At 72.4% G+C, this 23,491-nt stretch carries 15 protein-coding genes and 1 pseudogene; 12 read left to right on the forward strand and 4 right to left on the reverse strand.

The window, feature by feature from the left end:
• The first annotated feature begins 39 nt into the window (after positions 1-39).
• Positions 40-2,013, forward strand: coding sequence for an ATP-dependent DNA helicase (locus AB0J10_RS28210; RefSeq protein WP_363065287.1), 1,974 nt, complete (start codon positions 40-42; stop codon positions 2,011-2,013).
• Positions 2,014-2,192: 179 nt separating this feature from the next.
• Here the strand turns inward: AB0J10_RS28210 and lexA are convergent, their stop codons facing one another.
• Complete coding sequence (gene lexA / locus AB0J10_RS28215; protein WP_093651710.1) at positions 2,193-2,987, reverse strand: transcriptional repressor LexA; 795 nt, start codon at positions 2,985-2,987, stop codon at positions 2,193-2,195.
• A gap of 523 nt (positions 2,988-3,510) precedes the next feature.
• Here lexA and nrdR point away from each other — a divergent pair.
• Both nrdR and AB0J10_RS28225 read left to right on the forward strand, forming a co-directional pair.
• Entirely contained in the window at positions 3,511-4,023 is a 513-nt protein-coding gene (gene nrdR, locus AB0J10_RS28220) for a transcriptional regulator NrdR (protein ID WP_363065290.1), read from the forward strand.
• A gap of 163 nt (positions 4,024-4,186) precedes the next feature.
• Positions 4,187-7,078, forward strand: a complete 2,892-nt coding sequence (locus AB0J10_RS28225) for a vitamin B12-dependent ribonucleotide reductase (RefSeq protein WP_363065292.1) — start codon at positions 4,187-4,189, stop codon at positions 7,076-7,078.
• A gap of 252 nt (positions 7,079-7,330) precedes the next feature.
• Here AB0J10_RS28225 and AB0J10_RS28230 read toward each other — a convergent pair whose 3' ends face one another.
• A complete protein-coding gene (locus AB0J10_RS28230; RefSeq protein ID WP_363065294.1) occupies positions 7,331-7,861 on the reverse strand; it encodes a TerD family protein in 531 nt (176 codons plus the stop codon).
• A 212-nt stretch (positions 7,862-8,073) separates the two neighbouring features.
• On the opposite strand from AB0J10_RS28230, the gene AB0J10_RS28235 reads away from it, so the two are divergent.
• From AB0J10_RS28235 to AB0J10_RS28260, 6 genes are all read left to right on the forward strand, one after another.
• Complete coding sequence (locus tag AB0J10_RS28235) at positions 8,074-8,679, forward strand: YdbC family protein (protein WP_363065296.1); 606 nt, start codon at positions 8,074-8,076, stop codon at positions 8,677-8,679.
• 182 nt (positions 8,680-8,861) lie between these two features.
• Positions 8,862-9,521 (forward strand): histidine phosphatase family protein, encoded by a 660-nt coding sequence (locus tag AB0J10_RS28240; RefSeq protein ID WP_363065298.1) that lies wholly within the window; start codon positions 8,862-8,864, stop codon positions 9,519-9,521.
• A gap of 12 nt (positions 9,522-9,533) precedes the next feature.
• A complete protein-coding gene (locus AB0J10_RS28245) occupies positions 9,534-10,442 on the forward strand; it encodes an ADP-ribosylglycohydrolase family protein (protein WP_363065300.1) in 909 nt (302 codons plus the stop codon).
• Positions 10,443-10,896: 454 nt separating this feature from the next.
• Positions 10,897-12,723: a DUF4173 domain-containing protein gene (locus AB0J10_RS28250; protein ID WP_363065302.1), complete on the forward strand. Its 1,827-nt coding sequence runs from the start codon at positions 10,897-10,899 to the stop codon at positions 12,721-12,723.
• A 762-nt stretch (positions 12,724-13,485) separates the two neighbouring features.
• Positions 13,486-14,196, forward strand: a complete 711-nt coding sequence (locus AB0J10_RS28255; RefSeq protein ID WP_363065304.1) for a ribonuclease HII — start codon at positions 13,486-13,488, stop codon at positions 14,194-14,196.
• A gap of 103 nt (positions 14,197-14,299) precedes the next feature.
• Positions 14,300-14,917 (forward strand): hypothetical protein, encoded by a 618-nt coding sequence (locus tag AB0J10_RS28260; RefSeq protein WP_363065306.1) that lies wholly within the window; start codon positions 14,300-14,302, stop codon positions 14,915-14,917.
• Positions 14,918-15,207: 290 nt separating this feature from the next.
• Here AB0J10_RS28260 and AB0J10_RS28265 read toward each other — a convergent pair whose 3' ends face one another.
• Positions 15,208-15,837 carry a hypothetical protein gene (locus tag AB0J10_RS28265; protein WP_363065308.1) on the reverse strand — a complete coding sequence of 210 codons (630 nt, stop codon included), beginning with the start codon at positions 15,835-15,837 and terminating at the stop codon, positions 15,208-15,210.
• A gap of 220 nt (positions 15,838-16,057) precedes the next feature.
• Complete coding sequence (locus tag AB0J10_RS28270; protein ID WP_363065310.1) at positions 16,058-18,229, reverse strand: RecQ family ATP-dependent DNA helicase; 2,172 nt, start codon at positions 18,227-18,229, stop codon at positions 16,058-16,060.
• Between the two features lie 111 nt (positions 18,230-18,340).
• Between AB0J10_RS28270 and AB0J10_RS28275 the strand changes: the two are divergent.
• The 3 genes and pseudogenes from AB0J10_RS28275 to AB0J10_RS28285 all read left to right on the forward strand — a co-directional run.
• A pseudogene (locus AB0J10_RS28275) lies at positions 18,341-19,459 on the forward strand (DUF4192 domain-containing protein); the annotation flags it as partial.
• A 1,071-nt stretch (positions 19,460-20,530) separates the two neighbouring features.
• Positions 20,531-21,289: an NUDIX domain-containing protein gene (locus AB0J10_RS28280; RefSeq protein ID WP_363065312.1), complete on the forward strand. Its 759-nt coding sequence runs from the start codon at positions 20,531-20,533 to the stop codon at positions 21,287-21,289.
• A 160-nt stretch (positions 21,290-21,449) separates the two neighbouring features.
• Positions 21,450-23,447 (forward strand): ATP-binding cassette domain-containing protein, encoded by a 1,998-nt coding sequence (locus tag AB0J10_RS28285; RefSeq protein ID WP_363065314.1) that lies wholly within the window; start codon positions 21,450-21,452, stop codon positions 23,445-23,447.
• Positions 23,448-23,491: the final 44 nt, after the last annotated feature.

The following is a 23,491-nucleotide window of genomic DNA, read 5'->3' on the forward strand; positions in this document are numbered from 1 at the left end:
GACCGCGCTGTCAGCGGCGCCCCTTAGGGTGGGCGGTCTATGACGAAGCCATCCCTCCCCGAGCTCCTCCACGCCGCGGTCGACGCCGTCGGCGGGGTGGAGCGGCCTGGCCAGGTCACCATGGCCGAGTCCGTTTCCGAGGCCATCGACGACGGGTCGCATCTGCTGATCCAGGCCGGCACCGGTACGGGCAAGTCGCTCGGCTATCTGGTTCCCGCGCTGGCCCACGGGGGTCGCGTGGTCGTCGCCACGGCGACCCTGGCGCTGCAGCGCCAGCTCGTGGAGCGTGACCTTCCGCGGACGGTGGAGGCCCTGCACCCGCTGCTGCGCCGCAGGCCGGAATTCGCCATGCTCAAAGGCCGGTCGAACTATCTGTGTCTGCACCGGCTCCACGAGGGCGTCCCCCAGGAGGAGGAGGAAGGGCTCTTCGACCCGTTCGAGGCCGCCGCCCCCACCAGCAAGCTGGGCCAGGACCTCGTGCGACTGCGCGACTGGTCCGACGAGACCGAGACAGGCGACCGGGACGACCTCACCCCCGGCGTGTCCGACCGGGCGTGGTCGCAGATCTCGGTGTCCTCCCGGGAGTGCCTCGGCGCGAGCAAGTGCGCATACGGGGCGGAGTGCTTCGCGGAGATGGCCCGGGAGCGCGCCAAGCTCGCCGAGGTCGTCGTGACGAACCACGCCCTGCTCGCCATCGACGCGATCGAGGGCGCCCCGGTGCTCCCGCAGCACGAGGTGCTGATCGTGGACGAGGCCCATGAACTGGTCTCGCGCGTCACCGGCGTCGCCACGGGAGAACTCACTCCCGGCCAGGTCAATCGCGCGGTGCGGCGTGCCGCCAAACTGGTCAACGAGAAGGCCGCCGATCAGCTGCAGACGGCCGCCGAGGGCTTCGAGAGGCTGATGGAGCTCGCGCTGCCGGGCCGCCTCGAGGAGATCCCGGAGGACCTGGGGTACGCACTGCTGGCGCTGCGCGATGCCGCCCGCACGGTGATCTCGGCGCTGGGCGCCACCCGCGACAAGTCCGTCCAAGACGAGGATGTCGTCCGCAAGCAGGCGCTCGCCTCGGTGGAGTCCGTCCATGAGGTCGCCGAGCGGATCAGCCACGGCTCCGAGTACGACGTGGTCTGGTACGAGCGCCACGACCGCTTCGGAGCGTCCCTGCGGGTCGCCCCGCTCTCGGTCTCGGGTCTGCTGCGGGAGAAGCTGTTCGCCGACCGCTCGGTGGTGCTCACCTCCGCGACACTCAAGCTGGGCGGCGATTTCAACGGTGTGGGGGCCTCGCTCGGGCTGGCCCCCGAGGGCACCGAGGGCGAGGACCTCGCCGTCTGGAAGGGCGTCGACGTCGGCTCGCCGTTCGACTATCCGAAGCAGGGCATCCTCTATGTCGCGAGGCATCTGTCCCGTCCGGTACGGGACGGCGGACGGGACGACATGCTCGACGAGCTCACCGAGCTGATCCAGGCCGCCGGTGGTCGCACGCTCGGGCTGTTCTCCTCGATGCGGGCGGCCCAGCTCGCGGCCGAGGAGCTGCGCTCCCGCATCCCCGAGTTCCCGGTTCTGCTCCAGGGCGAGGAGACGCTCGGGGAGCTGATCAAGAACTTCGCGGCCGATCCGAAGACGTGCCTGTTCGGCACGCTCTCCCTCTGGCAGGGGGTCGACGTCCCCGGTCCGAGCTGCCAGCTGGTGGTGATGGACAAGATCCCGTTCCCACGCCCCGACGATCCCCTGATGAGCGCCCGCCAGAAGGCCGTGGAGGAGGCGGGCGGGAACGGCTTCATGGCCGTGGCGGCCACCCATGCCGCGCTGCTGATGGCCCAGGGCGCCGGCCGGCTCGTACGGGCAACGGGAGACCGTGGTGTGGTCGCCGTGCTCGACCAGCGGCTGGCCACGGCGCGGTACGGGAGCTATCTGAAGGCGTCACTGCCGGACTTCTGGTACACCACGGACCGTAATCAGGTGCGCCGCTCCCTCGCGGCGATCGACGCGAAGGCGAGGGCTGACGGGAAGTAGGCGCCGACGGGAAACAGGCCAGGAGGGGAGGCGGACAGGCGCCGGGGCCGCTCCGTGAGGCCCCGCGGGCGCCCCCTGGCGACGGCGCATCGGACGAGCGGTCTCCCCCCGGGGAGACAACAGGGCCCCGGGACCGGCGCAGTGGGTCCCGGGGCCCGGCCAGGGCCGACGGAGTGTGCTCACACCCGTCGAAGCACTGCCACCACCTTGCCGAGGATCGTCGCCTCGTCGCCGGGGATCGGCTGGTACGCAGCGTTGTGGGGGAGCAGCCATACATGGCCGTCCTCGCGCTTGAAGCGCTTGACCGTGGCCTCGCCGTCCAGCATGGCTGCCACGATGTCGCCGTTCTCGGCTACCGGCTGACGGCGGACCGTGACCCAGTCGCCGTCGCAGATCGCGGCCTCGATCATGGAGTCACCGACGACCTTCAGGACGAACAGCTCGCCGTCGCCGACCAGCTGCCGGGGGAGGGGAAAGACGTCCTCGACCGACTCCTCGGCGAGGATGGGGCCACCGGCGGCGATGCGGCCGACCAGGGGCACGTACGAGGCGGCGGGCTTGCCCGTGGTGTCCGTCGGCTGCGTGGCCGGCTGGTCCGAGCCGCGCACCTCGTAGGCCCGCGGCCGGTGGGGGTCGCGCCGGAGGAAGCCCTTCCGCTCCAGGGCCATGAGCTGGTGGGCCACGGACGACGTGCTGGAGAGGCCCACCGCCTGGCCGATCTCACGCATCGACGGCGGGTATCCACGGCGCTGCACCGAGTCACGGATGACCTCGATGACCCGGCGCTGGCGGTCCGTGAGGCCGGAGCTGTCCGCGCGGATCCCCGGAGGTCGACCGGGCAGCGAACGAGCGGGGCGCGCGGGCTCTGCGCCCTCCGGGGTCGTGGCTGCGTCATTCATGGCATGCACCGGCTCGAATCGGTTCTGGGAGCGGTCCTGGGCAGTGATGGTGGCACTGTCAGCGGTGGTGGTCACGTCGGCCCCTCTCGAAATGGTCTCCCTGGCTGGACAACGGTAGTTGCTTTCGAAAGGTTGCGCCAAACACACGTTCGAGTGAAAAAACGCAGATCACCTTACGCTCGCATGTGGCTAGGTGTATAGGAGGCCGCGATCGTGCCGGTTGTCCGGACCGTCGCGGCAGCCCGCGCGGCGGGGCGTGAGCCGCGGGGGTGCCCACCGCCAGTCTGTCATCCGGGGCGCCGGAAAGGGGCGACCGCGGCCCCCGGGATCGGACGTGCCGGGCCCCTCCCGTAATCTCGTGGCCGGCCCTGCGGGCGGCCACGGACCGCGGGGCGCCCGCTCCCGAGGCGCGACACGCGTTCGGGCGGGATTGGCGGCCAAACCCCAGATCTAGTGGTTGGATTGTCCCGGCCACCCAGAAGTTGTGGTCCCCGGTCCATCAAGGTCGGGGCGATCGCCTATGCTTGTGGCTGCTTCGAGGGGGCCGATGCGCCCCTGCGGGGCTGTTCAGTCGTGCTGTGAAGGAGGGTTGGGAACCATGCACTGCCCCTTCTGCAGGCACCCTGACAGTCGTGTCGTCGACAGCCGGACCACCGACGACGGCACGTCGATCCGGCGCCGCCGCCAGTGCCCCGACTGCTCCCGTCGATTCACGACGGTCGAGACGGCGTCGCTGATGGTGATCAAGCGCAGCGGGGTCACCGAGCCCTTCAGCCGTAACAAGGTCATCTCCGGCGTGCGCAAGGCGTGCCAGGGGCGGCCCGTCACCGAGGACGCCCTCGCCCAGCTCGGCCAGCGGGTCGAGGAGGCGGTGCGCGCCACCGGCAGTGCCGAGCTGACCACCCACGACGTGGGTCTGGCCATACTCGGCCCCCTGCAGGAGCTCGACCTCGTCGCGTACCTGCGCTTCGCGTCCGTGTACCGGGCGTTCGACTCGCTCGAAGACTTCGAGGCCGCCATCGCGGAGCTGCGCGAGCAGCGGCCACCGGCAGAGGAGGGCGGGCCCGGTGCGACCCACGGGGTCCCCGAGCCCGCCAGAGCCGCCGACTGATCGAACGGCCCGCGGGGGCGGGGTGGGGATGGGTCGCAGAGCGGCTGAGGAGACCTGTCACGGGTGCTGCGCGCGGCGCTGCGCCCGGGGCGACAGACACAAGACCGTGCCACGGGAAGAACTGGGCACTTCAGGGCGTTTTTGCCCGTATATGGGAGGCGGCATGACAGAGACGACGAGCGGCCCGGCACGAGGCTCCCGAGCCAAGGGATCCAAGGCTGCCGCGGCCCGGCAGGGCCTGCGCATCGAGCGCGTCCACACCACCCCCGGCGTGCACCCGTACGACGAGGTGGCCTGGGAGCGCCGTGACGTCGTCATGACCAACTGGCGCGACGGCTCGGTCAACTTCGAGCAGCGTGGCGTCGAGTTCCCCGACTTCTGGTCGGTGAACGCGGTCAACATCGTCACCAGCAAGTATTTCCGCGGGGCGGTCGGCACCCCGCAGCGCGAGGTGAGCCTGAAGCAGCTCATCGACCGCATCGTGAAGACGTACCGCAAGGCCGGTGAGGACTACAAGTACTTCGCCTCGCCCGCCGACGCGGAGATCTTCGAGCACGAGCTGGCGTACGCCCTCCTGCACCAGATCTTCAGCTTCAACTCGCCGGTGTGGTTCAACGTCGGCACGCCCCAGCCCCAGCAGGTCTCCGCCTGCTTCATCCTGTCCGTCGACGACTCCATGGAGTCGATCCTCGACTGGTACAAGGAAGAGGGCATGATCTTCAAGGGCGGCTCCGGTGCCGGCCTGAACCTCTCCCGCATCCGCTCCTCCAAGGAGCTGCTCTCCTCCGGAGGCAACGCCTCCGGACCGGTCTCCTTCATGCGGGGGGCCGACGCCTCCGCCGGAACGATCAAGTCCGGTGGCGCGACGCGGCGGGCCGCCAAGATGGTCATCCTCGACGTCGACCACCCCGACATCGAGGACTTCATCGAGACCAAGGTCAAGGAGGAGGAGAAGATCCGCGCGCTGCGCGACGCGGGCTTCGACATGGACCTGGGCGGCGACGACATCACGTCCGTCCAGTACCAGAACGCCAACAACTCCGTCCGCGTGAACGACGCGTTCATGAAGGCCGTCGAGTCCGGCGGGAAGTTCGGCCTGCGTGCCCGGATGACCGGCGAGGTCATCGAGGAGGTCGACGCGAAGTCGCTCTTCCGCAAGATGGCCGAGGCGGCCTGGGCCTGTGCCGACCCGGGCATCCAGTACGACGACACCATCAACCACTGGCACACCTGCCCCGAGTCCGGCCGGATCAACGGCTCGAACCCGTGCAGCGAGTACATGCACCTGGACAACACGTCCTGCAACCTGGCCTCGCTGAACCTGATGAAGTTCCTGAAGGACGACGGCAAGGGCAACCAGTCCTTCGACGTCGAGCGCTTCCAGAAGGTCGTCGAGCTCGTCATCACGGCGATGGACATCTCCATCTGCTTCGCCGACTTCCCGACCCAGAAGATCGGCGAGAACACCCGCGCCTTCCGCCAGCTCGGTATCGGCTACGCCAACCTGGGCGCCCTGCTGATGGCGACCGGCCACGCGTACGACTCCGACGGCGGCCGCGCCCTGGCCGGTGCCATCACCTCGCTGATGACGGGCACCTCCTACCGGCGCTCCGCCGAGCTCGCCGCGGTCGTCGGCCCGTACGACGGCTACGCCCGCAACGCCGAACCGCACCAGCGGGTGATGAAGCAGCACGCCGACGCCAACGGAACGGCCGTCCGCATGGACGACCTGGACACCCCGGTCTGGGCCGCGGCCACCGAGGCCTGGCAGGACGTGGTCCGCCTCGGCGCGAAGAACGGTTTCCGCAACGCGCAGGCGTCCGTCATCGCCCCGACCGGCACCATCGGTCTCGCGATGTCCTGCGACACCACCGGTCTGGAGCCCGACCTCGCGCTGGTCAAGTTCAAGAAGCTCGTCGGCGGCGGTTCGATGCAGATCGTCAACGGCACCGTGCCGCAGGCGCTGCGCCGTCTCGGCTACCAGGAAGAGCAGATCGAGGCGATCGTCGCCCACATCTCCGAGCACGGCAACGTGATCGACGCCCCGGGACTGAAGACCGGACACTACGAGGTCTTCGACTGCGCGATGGGCGAGCGCGCCATCTCCCCGATGGGCCACGTCCGGATGATGGCCGCGATCCAGCCGTGGATCTCCGGCGCCCTGTCCAAGACGGTCAACATGCCGGAGACGGCGTCCGTCGAGGAGGTCGAGGAGATCTACTTCGAGGCCTGGAAGATGGGCGTCAAGGCCCTCGCGATCTACCGCGACAACTGCAAGGTCGGCCAGCCGCTCTCCGCCAAGAAGAAGGAGGAGAAGCAGGAGATCGCCGAGAAGGCCGAGGAGACGATCCGCACCGCGGTCGAGAAGGTCGTCGAGTACCGCCCGGTCCGCAAGCGCCTGCCCAAGGGCCGTCCCGGCATCACGACCTCCTTCACGGTCGGCGGCGCCGAGGGCTACATGACGGCCAACTCCTACCCGGACGACGGTCTCGGCGAGGTCTTCCTGAAGATGTCGAAGCAGGGCTCCACCCTCGCGGGCATGATGGACGCCTTCTCCATCGCCGTCTCGGTCGGCCTGCAGTACGGTGTGCCGCTGGAGACCTACGTCTCGAAGTTCACGAACATGCGCTTCGAGCCGGCCGGTATGACGGACGACCCGGACGTGCGGATGGCGCAGTCGATCGTCGACTACATCTTCCGCCGCCTGGCGCTCGACTTCCTGCCCTTCGAGACCCGCTCGGCGCTGGGCATCCACTCGGCGGAGGAGCGACAGCGGCACCTGGAGACGGGTTCGTACGAGCCCGCCGAGGACGAGGTGGACGTCGAGGGCCTGGCCCAGTCCGCCCCGCGCCAGCAGGAGAGCCTGAAGCCCGTCTCCGGCCCGCAGGCCGGGACTCCGGCCCCGCAGCAGGCGCACACCTCCGCGGAACTGGTGGAGATGCAGCTCGGCATCAGCGCGGACGCGCCGCTGTGCTTCTCCTGCGGTACGAAGATGCAGCGTGCGGGATCCTGCTACATCTGCGAGGGCTGCGGCTCGACGAGCGGCTGCAGCTGATGGCGGGCTGCCGGCGCCGGGCCTGACGCCCTGCGCCGGCAGCGCCCGAGGCGTGAGACCGAGGGAGGGGCACCGGACACGAGCCGGTGCCCCTCCTTCGCTGCTGTCTGCCGCCCGGGGCGACCCGATCCGGCCCCGACGGGCCTCCGGGCGCAGGCGGCGTGGGTGAGGGGGCCGGGGAACACCGGTCGCCCGGGGCGGGTGCCGCGACCCGGGCGGGGGGCCGGACCGGGCCCGCCGCGAAGACCGCGGTCAGGCCGGCGCAGTGCCCATCAGCTCGGCGAACTCGGCCGGGTCGGCGCTGAAACCGCGCAGGACCGGACGCAGTCGCCATGCTCCCGCGTCGTCCCGGGTGAACTCCGCGATCGTGGCGGCCGAGGCGTCCGGGACGGCCGACAGGTCGTGGCTCGCCAGCTCGACCGGACCGTCGAGTATCCGGACCCCGGTGTTCGGGACGTCGGAGAAGGACTTCTCCGCGTTCCGCTGCTGGATGACGACGCCGACCACGACCCTCGCGTAGGCCGCCGCCAGCCGTTCCAGTTCGAGGGTCATCACCTCGTCCGCGCCGAAGCCCTGCCCGGTGCGGCTGTCCCGGTCCAGGGTGATGGTGCCGTCGGGCGACCGGCTGTCGAAGTGCACGAGATAGGCGGGCGCGCCGTGCGGGGCGTCCGCCCTGTAGGTGGCGGCGACGATGTCGAGGTCGTGGGCGGCCGCTCCGATGGGGCTGGGGTCCCACTTGAGCGTCACCCGGACCTTCCGGAGCCCTTTGCTGAGACTGCTCACCCGAATTCCCTTCCTCGTGTACGGCACAGGCCCGCCAGGGCGGTGGCCGTCAACTCCCCGTGTCACGTGCGAGTTGTCATCGTGTCATGTGACCACCGATGTCCGGGGGCGGCCGGGAGTGGGCGGCTCGAACCGATCGGGTCGGTGACCGGACGCGTACCTTCACCCGGGAGAGTGACCGAGGCCACGTCCCCTGGCCGTACGATGGCGCGGTGCTGGTCAAGTGGATTCGCTGCACCGTCGTGGACCGTCGGGGGTTCGAACGAGGGCAGCGGAAATGGGCGGGGCTGCTGGGGGAGCCGGGCTTCCGGGGGCAGGGCGGCGGCTGGAGCAGGGGGCGGCCGGACGTCGCGCATGTGTTCGCGTTCTGGGAGACCCGCGCGTTCTACGACTCCTTCATGGCGCGGTCGCACGACCGCCTCGCGTCCGCCCAGTCGGGCACGTACCGGGACCTCCGGGCGAAGCTCTTCGACCACCGTTTCGACGTGAAGACCGGGTTCGAACCGCGCTTCACGGACGCGGACGTGGTGCGCGTGGCGCACTGCAAGGTGCACGAGCACCGGGTCGAGCACTTCTCCCTGATGCAGGAGAAGGTGTGGAACCCGGCGATGGCGGGGTCCCCGGGAATGGTGCGGGGGCTCTTCGGCGAGGCACCGGGGAACGAGTTCCTGGTGCTGTCCATGTGGCAGTCGGCAGCCGAGCACGGCAAGTACCGGGTGGAGCGGGTGGAACGGCTCTCCCTGAGAGCGCAGACGGAGGCGGACATCGCGGCGCTGGCCGGCGATGTCGTGGAGCTTCAGTCGTCCTGGACCGTGTGACCGACCGGGGCGGGCCGGGACGGGCGATGGGCCGGCGGATGCCGCCACCGCGGACGGAGGCGAGGGCCGAGCCCGCTCCGGACCGGACCGGCCCCACGGATGTGTGCGCGTCGTGCGAGGACACACCGCGGCCGTGCCACCGGGCTCCGCGTGCGGGGCCGCTCCGATCTAGGGTTTGTCCTATGGCACGACCACGGCGCATCGTCCTCGTCCGGCACGGCGAGTCGGAGGGCAACGCCGACGACTCGGTGTACGAGCGCAAGCCCGATCATGCGCTGAGCCTCACCGACCGGGGGTGGCGCCAGGCCGAGGAGACGGGCAACCGGCTGCGCGGGCTGTTCGGCCACGAGCGCGTCAGTGTCTATGTGTCGCCTTATCGACGTACCCACCAGACCCTCCACGCCTTCCGGCTCGACCCCCGGCTCCTCCGGGTCAGGGAGGAGCCGCGGCTGCGCGAGCAGGACTGGGGAAACTGGCAGGAGAGGGACGCCGTGCGGTTGCAGAAGGCCTACCGTGACGCCTACGGCCACTTCTTCTACCGCTTTCCGCAGGGCGAGTCGGGAGCTGATGTGTACGACAGGGTGGGGGCGTTCCTGGAGAGCCTCTACCGGAGCTTCGAATCGCCCGAGCACCCGCCCAACGTCCTGCTCGTCACTCACGGACTGACCATGCGCCTCTTCTGCATGCGCTGGTTCCACTGGACGGTGCCCGAATTCGAGTCGCTGTCGAATCCCGACAACGGCGAGACGCGGGTGCTGCAGCTCGGCGAGGACGGCCGTTACACGCTGGACAGGCCCTTCGAGCGCTGGTGCACTCCCGAGTGGTACGGGATCACCGGTTAGAGTGGCGGTGCGATGACCGCTGACTCCTCTCTCGACCGGCGCCTCGAACGCGCCCTGGCCAGCCTGCGCGGGCTGTCCGTGGGAGACGCCCTGGGCTCCCAGTTCTTCGTACCCTCCAACCATCCGCTGCTGAAACGGCGCGCGCTGCCGTCGGGGCCCTGGCAGTGGACCGACGACACCGAGATGGCCTGCTCGGTGGTGGCCGTGCTGGCCGCCCACAGCCGGATCGACCAGGACGCCCTCGCGCGGTCCTTCGCCGACCACCACGACTTCGACCGGGGTTACGGGCCGGCCGTGAACCGGATGCTGCGGCTGATCCGCGAGGGCGGCGACTGGCGAGAGCTGGCCTCGCAGCTCTTCAACGGCCAGGGCTCGTGGGGCAACGGCGCGGCGATGCGTATCGCCCCGCTCGGTGCCTGGTACGCCGACGACCCCGAGCAGGCCACCCACCAGGCGGAGATCTCCGCGTACACGACGCACCAGCACCGCGAGGCCGTCGTCGGCAGCATGGCGGTCGCGGCGGCAGCGGCGCTCGCGGCCTCCCCGGCCGGGCCTCCGCCGCCCGGGGACCTGCTCGACGGCGTGATCGCACTCGTCCCGCGCAGCGCGGTGGGGCAGGGCCTTCGCCGGGCGCGCGACATGCTCGACTACGGCGATGCCGGCACGGTCGCGGCGGTGCTCGGCCGGGGGCGGCGCACGAGCGCGCACGACACCGTCCCGTTCGCGCTCTGGTCCGCGGCACGGGCGCTCGGGGACTTCGAGAAGACCTTCTGGACCACCGCGCAGGTCGGCGGGGACGTCGACACGACCTGCGCCATCGCGGGTGGAGTGGTCGCGGCGGCCGAGGCCGGGGCACCGCCCGCGGCCTGGCTGGCGCAGACCGAGGCCCTGCCCGACTGGCTGCCCGCCCGGGTGGCCTGACCGGCGGAGGCCGCCCGGCCGCTCCGCCCCACTGTCACGGTCCTGCCACAACACGGGAGCGAGGGGGCGTACCCGGGTGTCCGGGGCTAGCCTGTCGGCCACGCCGCACCGTTGATCATGACGGGCGTGCGCCGACGAGACGCCGGGACAGCGGGACGGCCCAGTCCGCCCCACCCGCGGTGCCCGGTCGGGAGGGGGTCCCGTGCCAGACGTACCGTCCACACCGCAAGCCCCGGACAACGGGCCGGAGGAACGAGCCGGATCCGGGGAGGAATCGTTCATCCGGGACCGGCTCCCGGAACGGGACGCCGATCCCGGCGACGGCACCGGGCCGCCTGCGGATCCCGCGCATCCGCTCCCGGCAGGGACGCCGGCAGGGACGCGGGAGCGGCATTCGGACGGCGGCCGCGAGGGGACCGCTCACCACGCGGATGACGCCCGGCCTCGTGGAGCAATGCCGACCGAGTCGGGAAGGTCGCCTGCATCGGGAGCGGCACCGGAGCCGGGCGGGCCCGCGGCGGCATCCGGGCCCGCGGCCGGCGGCCCACCGGGGGAGGGCCGCCCGCTCGGTGCCGCGCCGCGCGATGCCGTCGGCGGTGCACCGGGCGCCGGGCCTCCTGGACCACCGGGCAGGCTCGGGGCCGCACCGGGCCACGGCTCGTGGGCCGGCCCCGGCCGCGCCCACGCGCACACCCAGCACGGACAGCCGTGGCGTCCACCGGCCGAACGACCCCAGCCGTGGCTCGCCTCCATCCGCCCCGCACGGCGCGAGCCCGCTCGTGCGGCGACGCTCTGCTGCGCCCTCGCCACCGCACTGCTCAGCGCCCTGCTGCTCGGCGACGGGCTCGGGGTGAACCTGCTGATCGTGGCGGTCCCCGCCACGCTCGCCGCGTGCTTCGCCGCCAGGGCCGCAGGCCGACGGCTGCGCCCCTGGACGGCCGTCTGGGCGGTCGGCGGCCTGGCACTGCTCCTGGTCCCCGCCCTGCGCGACGCCGGTTGGCCGACGTTCCTGGCCGTGGTCTCGGCGATGGCGGTCGGCTCACTCGCGCTTCACGGGGGCCGCACCTGGCCGGGCGTCGTCCTCGGCCCGTTCGGCGTGCTGGACTCGCTGGTGACCGGTCCAATGTGGGGGTGGCGCGGACTGCGTGAACGTGCCGACGGTTCCAGGGGCCGCTGGGGCCCCGTTCTGCGGGCGAGCGCGGTGGCCGCCTTGCTGCTTCTCGTCTTCGGCGCGCTGTTCGCGGGCGCCGACGCGGCGTTCGCCGATCTGCTCGGCGAGCTGACGCCGGATGTCTCGGGAATCGACGCCCCCTGGCGCCTCCTGCTGTTCCTCGTAGGACTGGCCGGGGCACTCGCGGCAGCCCACACCGCCGCGGCGCCACTGCGCTGGGACCGCCTCACCCTGCGGCAGGGCAGAGCGAGGGGCAGGGTCGAGTGGGCCGTTCCCCTGATCGTCCTGGACCTGCTCTTCGCGGCCTTCATCGCCGTCCAGCTGGCCGTCCTCTTCGGTGGGTACGACAGGGTGCTCCGCGAGACGGGACTCACCTACGCCGAGTACGCGCGGCAGGGTTTCTGGCAGCTGCTGTGGGCCACTCTGCTCACTCTCGTCGTCATCGGGCTGGCGCTGCGCTGGGCGCCGCGCGGAGGGGCCCGCGACAGCACCCTCGTCCGTGCGGTGCTCGGCACGCTCTGCGTGCTCACCCTGGTGGTGGTGGCCGCCGCGCTGCGCAGGATGGACCTCTACGTCGACGCGTACGGGCTGACGCGGCTTCGGATCTCGGTCGCCGCGATGGAACTGTGGCTCGGACTCGTACTGGTGCTGATCATCGCCGCGGGGCTCCTCGGGAGCCGCTGGCTGCCGCGAGCCGTCGCGGGCAGCGCGGCCGCCGCGGTCCTGGCCTTCGGTCTCGGCTCGCCCGACGCGCTGGTCGCCGAGCGCAACGTCCAGCGCTTCGAGAACACGGGGAAGATCGACGTCCGGTATCTGCGGGACCTCTCGGCCGACGCCGTTCCCGCTCTCGACGCCCTTCCCGAGCCGGTGCGCTCCTGCGCGCTGGAGGACATCGAACGCGACCTGCGGGAGACGGGGCAGTCCTGGTACGACACGAGCTGGGGGCAGGCCCGGGCGAGGGAGATCCTGGAGAAGCGGCCGGCATCGGCGGGCGGGTCTTCCTGCCCGGAGTACGGGCGGTACGGAGGGGACGGGGACGAGTACACCCGTGACGGGTACGGCGAGGACGCCGACCTCGACGACTTCGACCCCGGAACCGGCATGGACTGACGGGGCGTTCCGTCCGGGCGCATCGGCGCCGCCCGGCCGGCCCGGCCCGCCGTGAGCTGCGGTCCGCTCCCCACGTCCGTGCCGGGGCGGCTCCGGTCGGCGAACATCCGGAGTGAGTGACGTCGGCGAGGCGATCGCGCCCCGGAGCACACGTTCCGAGAGCAACTGCCAGGGCTGCCGGGCGAGTCCGGCCGGGAGCGAGGCGAGTGCGAGGACCGGAACGCCGATGGGGGACACCCGGCGCCGCCGGGAACGCCGCCGTCCGGCACCTGTGGCCGACACGCCCTCGAGGCCGCTTTGCCCTCGCCGGAGTACGCGCCGCACCACGGAGGAGTCCGTGAGAGCCCCTGTCAACTGGCCCGCCGGACACGAGCGGTGATGTACTCGAAGCCGACGTGTGCCCGGCCCGCGGTCCTTCACGAATGCGACACGTCGACGGCCGGGTGCTTCGCGTGCGGTCGTCAGCGGCGTCGTCGATCGGTCGCCGCACCTCCTCCGGCAGGTGGTGCGGCGGGGTGTGGCACGGGGTGACGTAGGTCCGGAGGCCAATCGGCGAGTTGGCCCTGGACGTGACTCCGGCGATGATGACGTAACGATCCAAAGTGTGCGAAAGCGAATGGCGGGACATGGGTGTCGTCGACGCGGCCGTTCGGGTCGGTGATGCCGCCACTGTGTCCGCGCGACGGCTGACGGCGGGCGCCTCCGGGAGAAGGGGAGCCGGGGTGTCGCGGCCGGGCCGCGCGGCGTAATCTGTCTGGCGCCATGCCGTACCAACCACCCACGCACACCGTTGAGCGCTCACTCCGCGCCACCACCGGTGCCAAGATCATCGCCGGTGTCGACGAGGTCGGACGAGGGGCGTGGGCCGGTCCTGTCACGGTGTGCGCGGCCGTCACGGGTCTGCGCAGGCCCCCCGAGGGGCTGACCGACTCCAAGCTGATCACTCCCAGGCGCCGCGCCGTCCTGGCCGCGGAGCTGGAGAGGTGGGTCACCTGCCATGCGCTCGGGCACGCCTCCCCGGAGGAGATCGACGACCTGGGCATGACGGCGGCCCTGCGGCTGGCGGCCGTGCGGGCTCTGGACGGGCTTCCCGTTCGGCCCGACGCGGTCATCCTGGACGGCAAGCACGACTACCTCGGTGCGCCGTGGCGGGTCCGGACGGTCATCAAGGGGGATCAGTCCTGTGTCGCGGTGGCGGCCGCCTCGGTGATCGCCAAGGTGCGGCGGGACACGCTGATGGCCGAGCTCGGACTGGGGGCGGCGGCCTTGGAGCCGTACGCCTTCGCCGAGAACGCCGGCTATCCGTCGCCCGTGCACAGGGCGGCGCTGAACGAACTCGGTCCCACTCCCGTCCACCGGCTTTCCTGGGCCTATCTCGATGCGATGCCGCGCTGGCGGCATCTGAAGAAGGTCCGGCTCCCGGTGGAGGCGGCCGCTCTGGAAAGCGGGGGCCAACTCGGCTTCGACTTCTGAACCGGCCGTACCGGGAGTACTGTGCCGACCGGCCTCACGACCGGTCGCACTTATGTGCCACCCGCCGGTGCTCGTCGCACCGGCGTTTGATAGATATCCACCCATGCCTCTCATCCCCGAGGAGCCTCAGATTCACGAGAGTGCCCAGGGTCCCCGCGCTGCATCGGCCGCAGGCCGCACCGCGCCGACCCCTCGTCCCGTACCCGGTCCGCGTGGCGCGGCCGCTCCCCGTCCCGGGCGCCCCGGCCCCGGTCCGGCCAGGCCCGCTCCGCCGGCGCAGCGTGCGCACGGTTCCACCGCCAAGGCGTCGCCGCGGCAGGAGAATCGTTCCGCGCCGCAGATCCAGCTCATCCCCGCTTCCGCCGACGGCGCGCTCGACGCCGCCGGTGAGGCCGTCGACCTGCTCCTCGACTCGGGGCGTGCCCCGGGCGAGATCCTCGTGCTGACCACGGGTGAGCAGCACCCCTGGGCGGCCCATGAGCTGTCCTTCGGCGAGACGGCCTACTGGGCCCAGCACGACGCCGCCGACGACGTCTTCTACGCGGACGCCGCCTCGGTGGACCGTGCCTCGTCCCGGCCCGTGGTCGTCGTCGCCGTGAACGGCGGCAACGACGACGACGCGGTGCGGGCACTGCCCGTCGCCATGGGGCGCGCGCGTGCGCTGCTGATCGTGTGCGGTGATCCGCAGCGGATCAACGCGGCGCTCGGCGCGGGCGTCTGAGCCGGACGGCGGCGCGCACATCCGGACCGGGCGCGGCACAGAGCCCGTCCGGGTGCGACGCTCTGCCCCGGCGCCCTCGTCCGGCCCCGCGCGGTGCGGGGACGTGCCGCGCCGCGTCCCCTGTGCGGCACAGCCGACGGGTGGGTGCCGGCTTCCCTGCCACGGGTTGCGGCCCCCACACGCCGTCGAGTGGCGCGTACGGGGTCGTGGCCGTCGAACGGGGCGGTGCCGGGAGGTCGCCCGAGGTCCGGTCGTCGGCGCGGAGCCGGGCAGCAGGCTGACCGTGCGTCTCAGCGGGCCGCCGTACGGCGCAGCGCCTCGGCGGCGCCGCTCGCCGTACGCAAGGGTGCGGCCCCCGTCCCCGGAACCAGATCCCCGAAACCGCTCGACCGCGAGTCGGAGCTGGGCCGACGGCCGCCACGCCCTTCGCCCAGCACCTGCCACCCACCGCGCGTCAGGGTGATGTAGGCGCCGCAGCGCAGGCCGTGCAAGGTGCACGCGTCTCGCAGTCCCCACATCCAGGCGCCGTCCTCCTCCGTCCAGCGCTCGTCGCCCTCACGGCAGTAGAGCAGTACGGCGGTGCGGACCGGTGAGCGGCGGCGCAGGTCGTGCGGGATGACCCGCCGCAACTGCGCCAGCAGCGCATTGCGGAAGTCCCAGCCGTCGGCAGGGGCGGCCCGCCGGGCGAACGAGGCGCTGGCGATGAGCCGTTCCTCGGTGTCCAGCACGGCGACGACGGCTGTCGACGGGGTCGGTTCATGGCGGACGTGCAGGCCGCTCACGACCTCGCGTGGGTTGCGCAGGAGAGGTATCCCCGCTTCCGCCCACTCCGCGGGCTCCAGCAGTCTGGCGAGGCGACTGGCGGAGCCGGCCGATCCATTGAACGCGGTGGCTGCGGACGAGGCGAATCCGAAGGTCACGGTCCTCCCTTCGCATACGCGCCCACAATGCGGGCAGAGTCGGGTGAGGGCGCACCGCGGCATAGCCCTTTGCGGACCGCGACCGGACCGGGCGGAGGGCGGTGGTTCCAATTCTTGCGGGCTCAGGGGCGGGCGGCAACGAGCAATTGAGGCCGCTGACGGGAATGGGCAGAAATGGTGCTCATATCCCTGCCCGCCGCTGCGCGCTGTCACGCTCCCCTCACGCCTGAACAGCCAGGACCAGCGGAAACACCCCCTCAGCTCCCGCTCGGCGCAACAGACGTGATGCGACGGCGAGGGTCCAGCCGCTGTCCGAAAGATCGTCCACGAGGAGCACGGGACCACCCGCCTCGGCCACCGACCGTGCCAGCTCCGGCGGGACGACGAGCGATTCATGCAGCCCGCGCACCCGCTGAGCGCTGTTCGTGCGTGAGATGTGCCGGTCCTCCGAGCCGGCCGTGTACTCGACGGCACCGAGGAGGGGCATCCTCCCGACCTCCGCGATGCGGGCTCCGAGCGAACCGACGAGATGCGGCCGGCGGCGCGAGGCGACGGTCACCACGCCGACGGGCCGGGCCGGTGCGTCAGCGGCTCCGGAGGACCAACCACCCGGGCCCCTGGCCCAGTCGGCCAGAACACTGACGACCGCATCGGCCGCATCGGCGGGCACCGGACCGTCCGGAGCCTGAGCGGAGAGCAACGGCCGCAGCCGGTTGCCCCAGCCGATGTCGGAGAGCCGACCCAGCGCCCGGCCCGTGAACGCCTGTTCGCCCACGGGAATGCGCCCCTTGAGATCCACGCCGACCGCCGGAAGACCCGTGGGCCACATCTTGCGGGGCTCCACCTCGACGCCCGGGCGCGCCAGTTCGCCGCGCGCGGCATCCAGCGCGGCGGCTGACACCGAGGCGTCGAAGCGGGAGCCGGCGCAGTTGTCGCACCGGCCGCACGGGGCGGCCTCCTCGTCGTCCAGCTGCCGGCGAAGGAACTCCATCCGGCAGCCCACAGCCGATGCGTAGTCACGCATGGCCTGCTGCTCGGTCTCGCGTTGACGCGCCACCCACGCGTAGCGCCGGGAGTCGTACACCCACGGCCGGCCGGTCGTCGTCCAGCCGCCCTTGACCCGCTGCACCGCTCCGTCCACGTCGAGGACCTTGAGCATCGTCTCCAGCCGTGTGCGTCGCAGCTCGACGAGCGGCTCCAGCGCAGGGAGGGACAGGGGCCTCTCCGCCTGCTCCAGGACGTCGAGGGTGCGGCGCACAAGGTCCTCCGGAGGGAAGGCGACCGAGGCGAAGTACTGCCAGATCGCCTCGTCCTCCTTGCCGGGCAGGAGCAGCACCTCTGCATGCTCCACACCACGGCCGGCCCGGCCCACCTGCTGGTAGTAGGCGATGGGGGAGGAGGGCGATCCGAGATGCACCACGAAGCCGAGGTCCGGCTTGTCGAACCCCATCCCGAGCGCGGAGGTGGCGACCAGGGCCTTGACCCGGTTGGCCAGCAGGTCGTCCTCCGCCTGCTGCCGGTCCGCGTTCTCCGTGCGGCCCGTGTACGACGCCACCGTGTGCCCGCAGTGCCTCAGGTACGCCGTCACCTCCTCGGCGGCCGCGACCGTGAGCGTGTAGACGATTCCCGAGCCGGGCAGCTCACCGAGGTGATCGGCCAGCCAGGCCAGCCGGTGGGCGGCGTCGGGGAGTTGGAGCACGCCGAGACTGAGGCTCTCCCGGTCGAGCGGCCCGCGCAGCACCAGCGCGTCGGTACCCACGCCGGTGCCCAGTTGCTCGGCCACGTCGGCTGTCACACGGGCGTTGGCCGTCGCGGTCGTGGCCAGCACCGGGACACCGGGCGCCAGGTCGGCGAGCATCGTGCGCAACCGCCGGTAGTCGGGGCGGAAGTCATGGCCCCAGTCCGAGATGCAGTGCGCCTCGTCCACCACGAGCAGGCCGGTCGCCGCGGCGAGCTTCGGCAGCACCTGGTCCCGGAAGTCCGGGTTGTTCAGCCGCTCGGGACTGACCAGCAGCACGTCCACCGCGCCGGCGGCCACCTCGTCCTGGACGGTCTCCCACTCCTCCGTGTTCGACGAATTGATCGTCCTGGCCCGGATACCCGCCCGCGCGGCGGCCTCCACCTGGTTCCGCATGAGCGCGAGCAGGGGCGAGACGATCACCGTCGGACCGCTGCCCCGCTCACGCAGCAGCGACGTCGCGACGAAGTACACGGCGGACTTGCCCCAGCCGGTCCGCTGCACGACCAGCGCCCTGCGCTTGTCGGCGACGAGCGCCTCGATGGCCCGCCACTGGTCCTCGCGCAGTTCGGCGGCGCCGGTGGTGTCCCCGACGAGACGTGCGAGTACGGAGTCGGCCGATGCCCGGAGTTCTGCGCGGTCTGCGTTGGTCATGCCCCCATGCAACCCGATGGCGAGGACAATCCGCGAACGAGCCGGTCAGCCTGTGGATAACGTTATCCACAGGGGTCGCGGTGCCGGGGTGGTCCGCGGGACCGTCGTGCCATGAACAAGCACCACGAACCCACCGGGCCGGCCGACGGCGAGCAGCAGCAGATCACCTTGCGCAGTCCGGCCGAACTCGTCGACGCCCTGCCGTACATGCTGGGCTTCCACCCGACCGACTCGATCGTGCTCGTCGCACTCCACGGCAGGCGGGGCCGCTTCGGCGGGCGGCTCCGCCTGGGCATCCCCGAATCCCCGCGCGAGTGGCTGCCCGTCGCCCAGCACCTCGCCGAGTGCCTCGTCGAGGGCAGCGAGCGCCGCGGCTCCCGGCCGGACGGAATCGTCGTCTTCCTCTGCCGGGACCCCGCGGAGGGGGAGACCGGCCGGGCGGTGATGGAGCAGCTGCGCCCCCTCGCACAGTGGCTGCGCACCTCCTGCGGCGCGCTGGACGTCCCGGTCCCCGAGGCGCTGTGCGTCTCCGGCGGTCGCTTCTGGAGCTACTGCTGCCCGGATCCCCGCTGCTGTCCGGCGGAGGGAACGGCGATGGCGATCTCCGGCACCTCGGTCATGGCCGCGGCCGCGGCGTACGCGGGCATCCAGGTCCGGGGCTCGCTGCGGGACATGGAGTCACGCCTCGAGCCGCTGCGGACCGCGGCCATGGCCGACCAGGAGAGGGCTTTGGACTCCGCGGGCGCGGTCCTGCTCCCGAGGATCCTGCACGGAGGGAGCCGGGAGCGGGTCGGGGCCGAGACCCTGAGGCTCGCCCGCCGGCTGATGAAGCGACTGGGGGAGAGGGCGACGCTCGACACGGGCCCCTCCTCGGCGGACGCCCGCGACGACGGGCTGATCTCCCACGCCGAGGCAGCCGCGGTGATTCTCGGGATCCAGGACCGCGAAACCCGGGACCGCGCCGCCGCGTGGATGGAGGGTCCGCAGGCCCATCGCGCGCTCAGGCTGTGGCGGGCGCTGGCGCGTCGTTGCGTCGGCCCCTACGCGGAGCATGCCGCTGCCCCGCTCTCGCTGGCCGGCTGGGTCGCCTGGTCCACGGGCGACGAGCCGAGCGCGCGAGTCGCCCTCAGCCTCGCCCTCCGGTCCGATCCGGAGTACGTCTTCGCGCGCCTGCTCCACCAGGCGTGCAACGACGGGATGGACCCCGAGGAACTGCGTCGCTGCCTGCGGACCCACGGCACGATGCCGGTGAAGCCGCCCTCGGGCGGTTCCGCAGGCGGTTCGGTGGGGAGCGCATCGGCTGCCGCGGAGCCCACGGTCGGTTCCGCGGGGTGCGGGCGGGCTGCCGCTGAGCTCACGGCCGGGGGCGAGCCGGTTTCCGCGGGGTCCTCCACAGAGCCGGCCGCTGCACGGACGGCCGCATCGGAACCCACGTCCGCGGCTTCCGCGCCGGGCACCGCGCCCACGGTCGAGGTCTCCGCGCCGGACCGGGACGCAACGGTCGGCCCGTCCGGTCGTCCGGGGCCGGCCGCGGACGGGGCGGTGGAGGACATGTCCCGGGCGCCCGGCCGTGCGCACTCCCCGCGTCACCGGGCCGAGGGGGCGCGCCGGCCCCGGCCCGGACAGTCGCGTCCGGGGTCGCACGGGCGTCCGGCCGGCCGGAAGAGGGGTACCGCACCCGGCCCGGCCGTTCCGCGAGCGACCTCGGCCGCCCGGCGGCGCGCCTCGTACGTCGAGGGCGACGCCGGGGCACCGAGCCCGTCCCGCCCGGGCGGTCGGAGGACCGCGGAAGGGGGACCCGGCGGCGGAGCGTGATCGGCCGGCCTCGCCGCAGGTGCCTCCACCCGGGGAGTGGTGCCGTCGTCGGGTCCGTGTGCCCCGTCGCCCGGTCCGCGCGGCCGAGCCGACCGGTGTCGTGGCCGTGGGCGCACCGCAGCCCCGTCCTGGCCGGTCACCGCCCGGTCCGACCCTTCCTCCCGGCTCCGTTCTGCCCCGGCACCAGGTCGACGTTCCGCCGGCCGCATCGGCTTCCGGCCCTCTCGCCGGGCCATGGTCGGGCCGGGGCACCAACTCGCCCTCGACCAGCCACGGCCGCGCTCCGGACGCGCCCGGACGGGTCCGGCGAAGATCCGGCACGGCTCGGTCCCCGGGGGGAGTGGAGAGCCGCCCCAGGGGCCTCGCCGAGAGGGGGACGACGACCGGATCGGCGCACCGAGGGGCCGCCGGTCCGGCGCACGAAGAAGTCGCGGTCACGATCAGGAAGGGAGTGTTTATCGTCAGGAAGACGACTATGATCGCGGCATGCCCTACGACCCGTCGGCCTTCCCGCCCTTCGCTGTCACCGTCGACCTGGTCGTGCTCACCGTGCGGCGCGACGCGCTGTGCGCTCTGGTCGTACGACGCGGCGAGCAGCCGTACCAGGGCCGGTGGGCGCTGCCCGGAGGTTTCGTCAGGGCGGACGAGGACCTCACGGCCGCGGCGGCGCGCGAACTCGTGGAGGAGACGGGGCTCTGCGTGCACGACCCCCACTCACCCGCGCCCGACAACGGCGCCCACCTCGAACAGCTCGCCACCTACGGCGATCCGAAGCGGGACCCGCGGATGCGTGTGGTGAGCGTCGCGCATCTGGCACTGGCGCCGGACCTACCGGCGCCGCGCGCCGGCGGTGACGCGAGCAATGCGCGCTGGGCGCCCGTCGGGGCGCTGCTGGTCCCGGAGGGGGGTGCGCGCGACGAGGACCAGTCCGGTCAGCTGGCCTTCGACCACACGCAGATCCTGGCGGACGGCGTGGAGCGGGCCCGCTCCAAGATCGAGTACTCATCGCTGGCCACGGCTTTCTGTCCGCCGGAGTTCACGGTCGGCGAGCTGCGGAGGGTCTACGAGGCGGTGTGGGGCGTCGCCCTGGACCCGCGCAACTTCCATCGCAAGGTGACCGGAACCCCCGGCTTCCTGGTGCCCGCCGGCGGCACGACGACCCGCCAGGGCGGGCGCCCGGCACAGCTCTTCCGGGCCGGTGGCGCGACCCTGCTCAATCCGCCGATGCTGCGCCCCGAGGTCTGACGTCCGGGCGGCTTGTGCTCGGGAGCCGAGCCGTCGACCTGACACCCGGCGCCACGAGGCTGCCGAGAAAGTCTGAAATGTCGCGTTATCGTGCTGCGGTATCCGCACCCGCCGTGCCCCCGCCCAGCCGCCGAGCGGTCTCACCTCCGCAAGGGAAGCGATGCTCCAGGCCATCGGACTCACCAGCACCTCCCGCCGGTACCTCGCGCCCGCCGTGGACGATCTGACCTTCGAGGCGAGACCGGGCGACGTCACCGCCCTTCTCGGAGCGCGGGGTTCGGGCAAGAGCACGGCCCTGCGGCTGATGCTCGGACTCGAGGAGGGCCGTGGCGTCACGTACTTCCGTGGACGCCCCCTCCATGCCATCGCGAGCCCCGCACGGGAGGTGGGTGTGCTGCTGGGCGATGTGCCCGGGCACCCCGCCCGTTCCGCGCGGGGCCAGCTCCGGATGCTCTGTGCGGCCGCCGGGGTGCCGGTGTCCCGTGCGGACGACATGCTCGACCTCGTGGGCATCGCCGCGTTGCGGGACGCGCGTCTCGGCTCGCTGTCCCTCGGCGCGGACCGCAGACTGGGTCTGGCCTCCGCGCTGTTGGGGGACCCGCACACCCTGCTGCTGGACGCCCCCTCCCGGGGGCTGTCACCGCGTGAGCACAGCTGGCTGTTCGGCCTGTTGCGTGCTCACGCCGCGCACGGCGGGACCGTCCTCTACACGACGGCTGACGCCAAGGAAGCCGCCGGGACCGCGGATCGCGTGGTCACCGTCGACAAGGGCCGGCTCGTCGCAGATCAGGACGCGGCCGACTTCGCCCGGACCCGGCTCCGGCCGCGCGTCGCCGTCCTGAGTCCGCACGCCGCCCGGCTCGCCGCTGCGCTGAGTCGTGAGTCGCGGGCCGCGCGCCGCTCCGTCGAGGTCGTCGCCGAGGGCGGCAACCGGCTCTCCGTGTACGGGAGCAGCTGTGCGGAGATCGGTGACACCGCCTTCCGCCACGGCGTTCTCGTCCACCAACTCGCCGATGAGATCGGTGACGCGGGGCCCCGCGCGGTACCCGCTCGCGCTCAGGGCTCCGGTGAAGCGACCGGGGTCGCCGTCCTCGACCCGCCCGGACCCGGTGCCGAGTCCGCCCCGGTCGGTGCCGTCGGCAGAGGGTCCACAGCACAGGGGAACGCCGCTCCCCGGGCATTCCCCGACAGCGCCCAGGAGCATGCGGTGGCGCACGATCCGGCCCCTCGGTCCGCTGCCCCGCACGCCGCCGGGCACCCCCCGGCCGCGCGGCACCCGGCGAGCCCCGCCTCCCCGGCCGGGCATCGTTCCACCGCCGGTCCGGCCCCGGCCACCCCGCCCCTTTCCCGTGCCCGCCGCGGCGCGTTCCGCGCCGCGCGGGCCCCGTCGCAGCCGCTCCAGCCGTTGCGGTACGAACTGCGCCGCTTCCTCGGGGTCCGGACGACGTATCTGATCACGACGGCCGTTCTCCTCTCGTCCGCCGTTCTCTCCGTCCTGCTCGCGTACGGGGGCCGAACCCCGCTGCGGGATCTGCTCGCGGCCTGGCCCGAGGCGTGGCCCCTGCCACCCGCCGCCTTCGGGGCCGGGGTTTTCGGCGCTCTCTCCTTCGGGGAAGAGTTCCGCTATCCCGCGCTGGCCACCGCGCGCGGAACCGTCCCCCGCAGGCTGGGACTGCTCCTCGCCAAGCTCACGGTGACGGCCGCGGCGGCTCTCGTGATCGGTGGTGCCGTCGTCGTGCTCGACGCCCAGGCGCTGTGGCTCCTCTACGGCTCCGACCCCCTGCCGGTGTTCAGGAACTGGCCTGCCCTCGCCCTGAGTTGGGCCGGGCTTTTGGTCGGCTGCGCATGGTCGGGCCTGCTCGCCGCGGGCACCTTCCGCCTCACGGCCGCGGGTGTGGCCGCCGTGCTCGCCGTCCCGATGGCGGTCGTCCCCCTCGTGCAGCAGGCGCTCGCGAGTCCCTCCGGGCGGTCGGTCGCGGGGTTCCCGGGGCGGTTGAGGGGGCTGACCTGGCTGCAGTGGCCGTACGAGGTGGACCGCTGGTTGCTCGCGGCGCTGCGGACGCTCGTCCAACCAGTGGGGACGGCGCTGGCTTTGTCGCTCTCTGTTCTCTTGTGCTCGTATCTGGTCATCGAGCTTCGCGGCAAAGCTCGTTGGTGACCAAACTCGATCACGATGCGATGAGCTGCCCGTAACTCCCCAAG

The organism is Streptomyces sp. NPDC049887 (assembly GCF_040656535.1).
Classification (GTDB): domain Bacteria; phylum Actinomycetota; class Actinomycetes; order Streptomycetales; family Streptomycetaceae; genus Streptomyces.

What these genes read in the sequence shown, in the direction of transcription:
- AB0J10_RS28210 (WP_363065287.1), top strand. Translation starts at nt 40, where the DNA reads ATGACGAAGCCATCCCTCCCCGAGCTCCTCCACGCCGCGGTCGACGCC.
- nrdR (WP_363065290.1), top strand. Translation starts at nt 3,511, where the DNA reads ATGCACTGCCCCTTCTGCAGGCACCCTGACAGTCGTGTCGTCGACAGC.
- AB0J10_RS28225 (WP_363065292.1), top strand. Translation starts at nt 4,187, where the DNA reads ATGACAGAGACGACGAGCGGCCCGGCACGAGGCTCCCGAGCCAAGGGA.
- AB0J10_RS28240 (WP_363065298.1), top strand. Translation starts at nt 8,862, where the DNA reads ATGGCACGACCACGGCGCATCGTCCTCGTCCGGCACGGCGAGTCGGAG.
- AB0J10_RS28245 (WP_363065300.1), top strand. Translation starts at nt 9,534, where the DNA reads ATGACCGCTGACTCCTCTCTCGACCGGCGCCTCGAACGCGCCCTGGCC.
- AB0J10_RS28250 (WP_363065302.1), top strand. Translation starts at nt 10,897, where the DNA reads ATGCCGACCGAGTCGGGAAGGTCGCCTGCATCGGGAGCGGCACCGGAG.
- AB0J10_RS28255 (WP_363065304.1), top strand. Translation starts at nt 13,486, where the DNA reads ATGCCGTACCAACCACCCACGCACACCGTTGAGCGCTCACTCCGCGCC.
- AB0J10_RS28260 (WP_363065306.1), top strand. Translation starts at nt 14,300, where the DNA reads ATGCCTCTCATCCCCGAGGAGCCTCAGATTCACGAGAGTGCCCAGGGT.
- AB0J10_RS28270 (WP_363065310.1), bottom strand. Translation starts at nt 18,229, where the DNA reads ATGACCAACGCAGACCGCGCAGAACTCCGGGCATCGGCCGACTCCGTA.
- AB0J10_RS28280 (WP_363065312.1), top strand. Translation starts at nt 20,531, where the DNA reads ATGCCCTACGACCCGTCGGCCTTCCCGCCCTTCGCTGTCACCGTCGAC.
- AB0J10_RS28285 (WP_363065314.1), top strand. Translation starts at nt 21,450, where the DNA reads ATGCTCCAGGCCATCGGACTCACCAGCACCTCCCGCCGGTACCTCGCG.